General features: G+C 71.8%; 6 protein-coding genes. All 6 read left to right on the forward strand.

The window, feature by feature from the left end:
* The first annotated feature begins 56 nt into the window (after positions 1-56).
* The gene (gene iolD, locus OO68_RS37900; protein WP_033313962.1) at positions 57-1940 is read left to right on the forward strand and encodes a 3D-(3,5/4)-trihydroxycyclohexane-1,2-dione acylhydrolase (decyclizing); all 1884 of its coding nucleotides are present in this window, start codon (positions 57-59) and stop codon (positions 1938-1940) included.
* Positions 1941-1954: 14 nt separating this feature from the next.
* Positions 1955-3457 carry a CoA-acylating methylmalonate-semialdehyde dehydrogenase gene (gene mmsA, locus OO68_RS37905; RefSeq protein WP_033313963.1) on the forward strand — a complete coding sequence of 501 codons (1503 nt, stop codon included), beginning with the start codon at positions 1955-1957 and terminating at the stop codon, positions 3455-3457.
* Between the two features lie 212 nt (positions 3458-3669).
* Positions 3670-5061, forward strand: coding sequence for an APC family permease (locus tag OO68_RS37910; RefSeq protein WP_033313964.1), 1392 nt, complete (start codon positions 3670-3672; stop codon positions 5059-5061).
* Positions 5062-5285: 224 nt separating this feature from the next.
* The gene (locus OO68_RS37915; RefSeq protein ID WP_033313965.1) at positions 5286-7943 is read left to right on the forward strand and encodes a CocE/NonD family hydrolase; all 2658 of its coding nucleotides are present in this window, start codon (positions 5286-5288) and stop codon (positions 7941-7943) included.
* The gene (locus tag OO68_RS37920; protein WP_033313967.1) at positions 7940-8806 is read left to right on the forward strand and encodes an ABC transporter permease; all 867 of its coding nucleotides are present in this window, start codon (positions 7940-7942) and stop codon (positions 8804-8806) included. The genes OO68_RS37915 and OO68_RS37920 overlap by 4 nt, the downstream gene beginning before the upstream one ends.
* Before the next feature lie 148 nt (positions 8807-8954).
* On the forward strand, positions 8955-10024 hold a 1070-nt coding region (locus OO68_RS37925), incomplete at its 3' end, for a vWA domain-containing protein (protein ID WP_033313975.1).

Genomic DNA, 10024 nt, shown 5'->3' on the forward strand with positions numbered 1-10024 from the left:
GTGAACGCCCGTCCTCACCGTCGCGTATCCGTGATCACCCAGAGGGAGGGACACCGATGACCTCGACGACGAGGCTGACGGTCGCACAGGCGCTGGTGCGCTTCCTGGCGGCCCAGTACACCGAACGCGACGGCGTCCGGCAGCGGCTCATCGGCGCCACCTGGGGCATCTTCGGCCACGGCAACGTCGCCGGCATCGGTCAGGCGCTCCTGGAGCACACCGAGGAGATGCCCTTCCACCAGGGCCGCAACGAACAGGCCATGGTGCACGCGGCGGTCGGCTACGCCCGCCAGTCCGGCCGCCTGTCCACGCACGCGGTGACGACCTCCATCGGCCCGGGCGCCACCAACCTCGTCACCGGCGCGGCCCTGGCGACCATCAACCACCTGCCGGTGCTGCTCCTGCCCGGTGACGTCTTCGCCACCCGCCCTGCCGACCCGGTCCTCCAGCAGCTCGAAGTGCCGTACGCGGGCGACGTGTCGGTCAACGACTGCCTGCGACCGGTGTCCAGGTACTTCGACCGGATCACCCGGCCCGAAGCCCTGATCCCCGCGGCGCTCGGCGCGATGCGCGTGCTCACCGACCCCGTCGAGACCGGCGCCGTCACCCTCGCCCTGCCCCAGGACGTGCAGGCCGAGGCGTACGACTGGCCGGAGGAGTTCTTCGCCGAGCGCGTCTGGGCCGTTCGGCGGCCCGGCGCCGACCCGGCGGAACTGGCCGAGGCCGTGCGGGCGATCCGGGCGGCGAAGCGGCCGCTGGTCGTCGCGGGCGGCGGCGTCCACCACAGCCGCGCCGAGGAGGCCCTCGCCGAGTTCGCCGGGGCCACCGGCATCCCGGTCGCCTCCACCCAGGCGGGCAAGGGCTCCCTGCGCCACGACCATCCCCAGGACGTCGGCGGCATCGGCCACACCGGCACCGCCACGGCGGACGAACTCGCCCGCACCGCCGACCTGGTGATCGGCGTCGGCACCCGCTACACCGACTTCACCACCGCCTCCGGCACGCTGTTCAGCAACCCGGACGTGCGGTTCCTCAACCTCAACATCGCCCCCTTCGACGGTCACAAGCTCGCCGGCCGGCCCCTGATCGCGGACGCCCGCAGCGGCCTCCAGGAGCTCACGGACGCCCTGCGCGTGCACGCGTACCGGGTCGCGGGCAGCTACGCCACCGAGTACACCGAGGACAAGGAGCGCTGGGAGCAGCGCGTCGACGCCTGCTACGAGGTGGACGAACCGGACACCCGCCCGACCCAGCCGCAGGTCCTCGGCGCCCTGGACGAGATCGCCGACGCGTCGGACATCCTGATCAACGCCGCCGGTTCCCTCCCCGGCGACCTGCACAAACTCTGGCGCACCCGGTCGCCCGACCAGTACCACCTGGAGTACGGCTACTCCTGCATGGGCTACGAGATCCCCGCGGCCATCGGTGTGAAGCTGGCCGCCCCGGACCGGCCCGTGTGGGCGCTGGTCGGTGACGGCACGTACCTGATGATGCCGACGGAACTCGTGACGGCCGTCCAGGAGGGCATCGCGATCAAGGTCCTGATCATCCAGAACCACGGCTACGCGTCCATCGGCGGACTGTCGGAGTCGGTGGGCGGCGAGCGGTTCGGCACCGCGTACCGCTACCGCTCCGAGGACGGCTCGTACACGGGGCAGCCGCTGCCCGTGGACCTCGCCGCCAACGCGGCCAGCCTCGGCATGCGCGTCCTGCGCGCGAAGACCGTACGGGACCTGCGGGAGGCCCTCGCCGAGGCCCGGGCGGCCGACACTCCCACATGTGTCTACGTCGAGACCCAAACGGCAGACACAGTGTCGGGCGCGCCTCCCGCGCAGGCCTGGTGGGATGTACCCGTGGCCGAGACCGCGACACGGCCGTCCGCGGTCAAGGCACGTGAGCTGTACGAACGGCACGTCTCCACCCGACGCCGCCATCTGTGAAGGAGTTCCCGGCCATGACGAAGACCGTCAACCACTGGATCGGCGGCAAGACCGTCGAAGGCGCCTCGGGCACGCACGGGCCGGTCACCAACCCGGCGACCGGCGAGGTGACGACGAAGGTCGCGTTCGCCTCGGCCGACGAGGTGGACGCGGCGGTCGCGGCCGCCAAGGAGGCCTACCTGACCTGGGGCCAGTCCTCGCTGGCCCAGCGCACCTCGATCCTGTTCAAGTTCCGGGCGCTGCTGGACGCCAACCGGGACGCGATCGCCGAGCTGATCACCGCCGAGCACGGCAAGGTGCACAGCGACGCCCTCGGCGAGGTCGCACGCGGCCTGGAGATCGTCGACCTGGCCTGCGGCATCAACGTCCAGCTGAAGGGCGAGCTGTCCACGCAGGTCGCCAGCCGCGTGGACGTCTCCTCGATCCGCCAGCCGCTCGGCGTCGTCGCGGGCATCACCCCGTTCAACTTCCCGGCGATGGTGCCGATGTGGATGTTCCCCATCGCCATCGCCTGCGGCAACACCTTCGTGCTGAAGCCGTCCGAGAAGGACCCCTCGGCCTCGATCAAGATCGCCGAGCTGCTGTCCGAGGCGGGTCTGCCCGACGGCGTCTTCAACGTCGTCCACGGCGACAAGGTGGCCGTCGACCGTCTGCTGGAGCACCCGGACGTCAAGGCCGTCTCCTTCGTCGGCTCGACCCCGATCGCCCGCTACATCCACACCACCGCCTCCGCCAACGGCAAGCGCGTGCAGGCCCTCGGCGGCGCCAAGAACCACATGCTGGTCCTCCCGGACGCCGACCTCGACGCCGCCGCCGACGCGGCGGTGAGCGCGGCCTACGGCTCGGCGGGCGAGCGCTGCATGGCCATCTCCGCGGTCGTCGCGGTCGGCTCGATCGGCGACGAGCTGGTGGAGAAGATCCGCGAGCGCGCCGAGAAGATCAAGATCGGCCCCGGCGACGACCCGACGTCCGAGATGGGCCCGCTCATCACCAAGGTCCACCGCGACAAGGTCGCCTCCTACGTCGAGGGCGCGGCGGCCGAGGGCTGCGAGGTCGTGCTGGACGGCACCGGCCACACGGTCGACGGCTTCGAGAACGGCCACTGGATCGGCATCTCGCTGCTCGACAAGGTGCCCACGTCCTCCAAGGCCTACCAGGACGAGATCTTCGGTCCGGTGCTGACCGTGCTGCGCACCGAGACCTACGAGGAGGCCCTGGACCTCATCAACGCCTCGCCGTTCGGCAACGGCACCGCGATCTTCACCCGGGACGGCGGCGCGGCCCGCCGCTTCCAGATGGAGGTCGAGGCCGGCATGGTCGGCATCAACGTCCCGATCCCGGTCCCCGTGGGCTACCACTCCTTCGGCGGCTGGAAGGACTCGCTCTTCGGCGACCACCACATCTACGGCAACGACGGCACGCACTTCTACACCCGCGGCAAGGTCGTCACCACCCGCTGGCCGGACCCGGCCGACGCCCCCGCGGGCGTGGACCTGGGCTTCCCGCGCAACCACTGAGGCACCCGCCGAGAGTTTTTTCCGGGGCTCCCTGCGAGAACCGCAGGGAGCCCCCGCCCCGTTCCTGTCGACCTCTGCTTCCTGAAACAGCAGCCAAGAGGGGTTTCTGCTGCGGATTTCGTAGGAAGACAGCCATTGACGTGCTGCTTTTCGTCGGTGTTCGATGCTGCGCACATCCACCGCCGAGCCGCCGAGCCGATGGGAACCGCCGCATGACCGACACGCTCCGCCCTGTCGAGACCGCCGTCGCGCAGGCGCCGGACCGTCATCCCGGGAAGCTCAAGCGCTCCATCGGAGTCGTCGGCGGCACCCTCCTCACCCTCTCCTGCGTGACGCCCGCCTCGACCCTCTTCGTGGTGGTCCCCGACCTGTTCGGCTCGCTCGGCACCGCCACCGCCCTGACCGTCGCCATCGGCTCGCTGCTCTGCGTCGCGGTGGCGTTCTGCTACTCGGAGCTGGGCACCCTCATCCCCAGCGCCGGCGGCGAGTACGCCATGGTCTCGACGATGGCCGGACGGCTCGCGGGCTGGCTGGTGTTCGTCCTCTCCCTGCTGGTGGTGATGATCGTCCCGCCGGTCATCGCGATGGGCACGGCCGACTACCTCGCCACCCTCGTGCACCTCGACCCGTCCTGGACCGGCGCCTCGGTGATGCTCCTCGCGACCCTCGCCGGTCTGCTGGACCTGCGCGCCAACGCCTGGATCACCGGCGTCTTCCTGGTCCTGGAGGTCATCGCGGCGGCGGTCGTGGCGGTCCTGGGCTTCACGCACGCCGAGCGCGGCGCCGACAGCCTGGTCTCGATGCAGGTGGCGGGCCCGGACGGCGCCCCCGACACGGTGACGGCCCTCCTGGTGGTCTCCGGCCTCGCGATCGCCCTGTTCGTCACGCAGGGCTTCTCCACGGCGGTCTACCTCTCCGAGGAACTGGAGAACCCCCGCCGCACCGTCGCCCGCACCGTCCTGGCCACCCTCGCCATCTCCGCCGTGATCATCCTGGTCCCGGTCGCGGCCATCACCCTGGGCGCCCCCGACCTCGCCGCCCTCACCGGCGGGGACATCGGCACCATGGTCACCGCCTGGTCCACCTCGGCCGTCGGCACGTTCGTCAGCCTCTGCGTGGCCCTCGCGATCATCAACGCCGGGATCGTCATGGTCATCCAGAACTCCCGCGTCCTGTTCGCCTCGGCCCGCGACAAGGCCTGGCCCGAGCCGGTCAACGCCCTCTTCTCGCGCCTCGGCCGCTTCGGCTCCCCCTGGGTCTCCACCCTGGCGGTGGGAGTCCCCGGCGCGGCCCTGTGCTTCGTGAACCTGGACACCCTGTACGGCGTCACGGGCGTCTCGGTGACGGGCATGTACCTCCTGGTCGCCGTCGCCGCCCTGCTCTCCCGCCGCGGCCCCCACCGGCACACCCAGGCCTGGCGCATGCCCCTGTGGCCGGCGGCCCCGCTCCTGCTGATCGTGGTCCTGCTCTACGTCCTGATGCAGCAGGACCCGACGTACCTCCTGTGGACGGGCGGCATCACGGCGGCGGCGACCCTGTACTGGGCCCTCTACCTCCGCCCGCGCAGGGAGACCCGCTGGCTGGTGTCGGTGCCGGAGGCGTAAGGGCTGCCTCTCTTGAAGCGCCGGGAGCTGCATGCCCTCAAGGGGCGCGGGGAACTGCGCGAACAAGCCCACGCACCCGCACCCGGCAACGCGCAGCCCCCGCCGAGCTCGATGCCGTACACCACCCGCAGTACGCGACAAACTCCATGTAATCCCCTGGGAGGCCTCCCACTTCGGCCTCCGGTCGACAACTCATCGACAGCTTCACCCCGTACCGTTGACGCATGGATCTTCGACTGCCCGGACTGAACGGGCTGCTTCGGAGGCCCCGGAGGCTCCTCGCCGCCGGGGCCGCCGTCGTCGTCCTCGCGGGCGCGGGAACGTGGACGGCCGTCGCCGGCGACGAAGCGCCCCCGGTGCACCGCACGGACCGGCTCCTGAACACCGCGGACGGCGTGCGGATCGACACCTCCTTCTTCACCTCCGGAGCAGACCGCCGCCGCCCCGCCGTCCTGCTCGGGCACGGCTTCGGCGGCAGCAAGAACGACGTACGTCAGCAGGCCCAGGACCTCGCCCGGGACGGCTACGCGGTCCTGACCTGGTCGGCCCGCGGCTTCGGCAAGTCGAACGGCAAGATCGGGCTGAACGACCCCAAGGGCGAGGTCGCCGACGTCTCCAAGCTCATCGACTGGCTCGCGAAGCAGCCCCAGGTCGAGCTCGACAAGAAGGGCGACCCCCGCGTCGGCATGGCCGGCGGCTCCTACGGCGGCGCCATCGCCCTGCTCACCGCGGGGCACGACGCCCGCGTCGACGCCATCGCCCCGGCGATCACCTACTGGAACCTCGCCGACGCCCTCTTCCCGAACGGCGTGTTCAAGAAGCTCTGGGCCGGCATCTTCGTCAACTCCGGCGGCGGCTGCGAGAAGTTCGAGCCCGCGCTGTGCCGCATGTACGAGCGGGTCGCCGAGTCGGGCACGCCGGACGCACAGGCCCGCACGATGCTGGAGGAGCGTTCGCCGTCCGCGGTCGGCAAGGACATCAAGGTCCCGACGCTGCTGATGCAGGGCCAGTCCGACTCCCTCTTCCCGCTCGGCCAGGCCGACCAGGCGGCGAAGGCGATTCGCGCGAACGGCGCCCCCGTCGACGTCGACTGGATCGCCGGCGGCCACGACGGCGGCGACATGGAGACCGGCCGCGTCCAGGACCGCGTGAAGACCTGGTTCGACCGCTACCTGAAGGACGACAAGGGCACCGACACCGGCCCCGCCTTCCGCGTCACCCGCACCCTCGGCCAGGGCTCCGGCGACGGCGAACCCCGCCTGACCGGCGTGACCTCGGACCGCTACCCCGGCCTGGCGGCCGAGCAGCGCTCCATCGCCCTGGCCGGCCGCGAGCAGAGCTTCGGCAACCCGCCCGGCGCCAGCCCGCCCGGCGTCTCCGCCCTGCCCGGCCTCGGCGGCGCGGGCGGCCTCAGCCAGCTCTCCACGCTCGGTATCGGCGTCTCCCTCGACTTCCCCGGCCAGTTCGCCGCGTTCGAGTCGGCGCCGCAGCGCGAGGACCTGCAGATCACCGGCTCGCCCACCGCGACCGTGCACGTGAAGTCCACCGGCGACGACGTCGTGCTCTTCGCCAAGCTCTACGACGTCGGCCCCGGCGGCGGCATGCAGCAGGTGCTGCCCTCCCAGCTCGTCACGCCCGTCCGGGTCGAGGACGCCAAGGCCGGCAAGGACGTCCGCATCACCCTCCCGGCGATCGACCACGAGGTCGACGACGGCCACCGGCTGCGCCTGGTCCTCGCCTCCACGGACCTCGGCTACGCCTCCCCGACCGCCCCGGCGACGTACACCGTCTCCCTCAAGGGCGACCTGAAGGTGCCCTCGGCTCTCGGCGCGCGCGACAGCCGGGCCGGGCTGCCCGCCTGGGTCTGGTGGCTGCCGCTCGCCGGCGCCGGCATCGCGCTCGCGCTGATCCTCACGGGACGCCGCCGCACGGTGGCACCGGCCCCGCCGGACCCCGCACTGGCCGAGGTCCCACTCCAGATCACCGACCTGACCAAGCGCTACGCGAAGGCGTCGGACCGGTACGCGGTCAAGGACCTCTCCTTCCGCGTGGAGAAGGGCCAGGTCCTCGGCCTGCTCGGCCCCAACGGGGCGGGCAAGACCACCACCCTGCGCATGCTGATGGGCCTGATCAAGCCCGACGGCGGTGAGATCCGCGTCTTCGGCCACGCCATCAGCGCCGGCGCCCCGGTCCTGTCCCGGGTCGGCGCCTTCGTCGAGGGCGCGGGCTTCCTGCCCCACCTGTCCGGCCGCGAGAACCTGGAGCTGTACTGGCGCGCCACCGGCCGCCCGCCCGAGGACGCGCACCTGGAGGAGGCCCTGGAGATCGCGGGCCTGGGCGACGCCCTCGCCCGCGCCGTGCGCACCTACTCCCAGGGCATGCGCCAGCGCCTCGCCATCGCCCAGGCCATGCTCGGCCTGCCGGACCTGCTCATCCTCGACGAACCGACCAACGGCCTCGACCCGCCCCAGATCCGCGAGATGCGCGAGGTGATGATCCGCTACGCCGCCGCCGGCCGCACGGTCATCGTCTCCAGCCACCTCCTCGCGGAGGTCGAGCAGACCTGCACCCACCTGGTCGTGATGGACCACGGACAGCTCGTCCAGGCGGGCCCGGTCGCGGACATCACCGGCTCGGGCGACACCCTCCTGATCGGTACGGCCACGCCCGTGGACGAGCCCGTCGTGGAGAAGGTCGCCGCCCTGCCCGGCGTCGCCTCGGCCGTGCGCACCGACGAGGGCCTCCTCGTCCGGCTCGACGCCGACGGCACCCCGCAGCGCCTGGTCGCCGAGCTCGTACGGCTGGACGTGGCGGTCGCGTCGGTCGGCCCCCACCGCCGCCTGGAGGACGCCTTCCTCACCCTGATCGGAGCCGAAGCATGAGCCAGCTCGCCGAGCCGCCCGTCGAGGTCGCCGAGGGCTACCGCGCGGGCCGCACCCTGCCCTTCCGCGTGGAGCTGGTCCGGCAGCTGAAGCGGCGCCGCACGCAGGTCATGGGCGGCGTCCTGGTCGCCCTGCCGATCATCCTGCTCATCGCCTTCCAGGTCGGCGGCGACCCGGGCGGCAACAACAACCGCGTCAACCTCATGGACACCGCGACGGCGTCCGGAGCCAACTTCGCCGCGGTCAACCTCTTCTCCGCCGCCGGCTTCCTGCTCGTCATCCCCGTCGCCCTGTTCTGCGGCGACACCGTCGCCTCGGAGGCGAGCTGGTCCTCCCTGCGCTACCTGCTCGCGGCCCCCGTGCCCAGAGCCCGGCTGCTGTGGTCCAAGCTCGCCGTCGGACTCACCCTGAGCCTGGCCGCGATGGTCCTGCTCCCGGTCGTCGCCCTCGCCGTGGGCACGGCCGCCTACGGCTGGGGCCCGCTCGAACTGCCCACCGGCGGCACCCTGCCCACCGGCACGGCCGCCCAGCGCCTGCTCATCGTGGTCGCGTACATCATGGTGTCCCAACTGGTCACCGCCGCCCTCGCGTTCTACCTCTCGACCAGGACGGACGCCCCGCTCGGCGCGGTCGGCGGCGCGGTGTTCCTCACCATCATCGGCAGCGTCCTCGACGAGGTGACGGCCCTCGGCGACTGGCGCGACTTCCTGCCCGCGCACTGGCAGTACGCCTGGCTCGACGCCGTCCGGCCCCAGCCGGAGTGGTCGGACATGATCCAGGGCACGTCGGTCTCGGTAACGTACGCACTCGTGCTGTTCGCCCTGGCCTTCCGGGGTTTCGCCCGCAAGGACGTCGTCTCCTAGGTCAACGGAGGATCACCCACCGGTCTCGAAGGCCGGTCCCCGTGGCCGCTTCGAGACGCTTCCGCAACACCCCGTACCGCACGTTCGGGCCCCCCGCGCCGTCACAGTCGCAAGAAGCCGACGGCAACGGATGCAGGGGGTACGGACGATGGAGCGCTTCCGGACACGAAAAGCGCTGCTCGCACTCATGGCCGCGAGCGGACTGCTGCTCACCGCGTGCAGCGGGGGCGGCGACACCGGCGAGGGCAGCAAGGCCGCCGACCGCCCCGAGTACGGCGCGGGCGAGCCAGCGCCCGCCCATGGCGACGAGGACGGCACGAGCGAGCGCGACGACCGCCGCGAAGACCCCGGCCACCTGTCCACCTTCGCCCTGGACGTCGACACCGCCTCCTACGACTACGCCCGCCGCTCCCTGGCCGACGGCCGGCTCCCCGACCCGTCGACGGTCCGCCCCGAGGAGTTCGTCAACAGCTTCCGCCAGGACTACGAGCGCCCTGACGGTGACGGTTTCTCGGTCACCGTCGACGGCGCCCGCACCGACGACGAGGACTGGTCACTGGTCCGCGTCGGCCTCGCCACCCGCACCGCGGAACGCGGCGGCGAACGTCCGCCCGCGGCCCTGACCTTCGTCATCGACGTCTCGGGCTCCATGGACGAACCGGGCCGCCTGGACCTCGCCAAGGAGTCCCTCTCGGTGATGACGGACCGGCTGCGCGACGACGACTCGGTCGCGCTCGTCACCTTCAGCGACGAGGCCGAGACCGTCCTGCCCATGACCCGTCTCGACGGCAACCGCGACGAGATCCAGGACACCGTCTCCGACCTGGACACCCAGGACTCCACCAACCTTGGCGCCGGCGTCGAGACCGGCTACGAGACGGCCGTCGAGGGCCTGCGCGAGGGCGCCACCAACCGGGTCGTCCTCATCTCGGACGCCCTCGCCAACACCGGCGACACCGACGCGGACAGCATCCTGGAGCGCATCTCCGGCGAGCGCCGCGAACACGGCATCACCCTCTTCGGCGTCGGTGTCGGCAGCGACTACGGCGACGCCCTCATGGAGCGGCTCGCCGACAAGGGCGACGGCCACACCGTCTACGTGTCCGACGAGGACGAGGCCCGCACGGTCTTCTCCGAGCAGCTCCCGCGCAACGTCGACCTCACCGCCCGCGACGCCAAGGCGCAGGTCGCCTTCGACCCCGAGACGGTCGAGGAGTT

The sequence above is a fragment of the Streptomyces iakyrus genome, assembly GCF_000717055.1.
Lineage (GTDB): Bacteria > Actinomycetota > Actinomycetes > Streptomycetales > Streptomycetaceae > Streptomyces > Streptomyces iakyrus.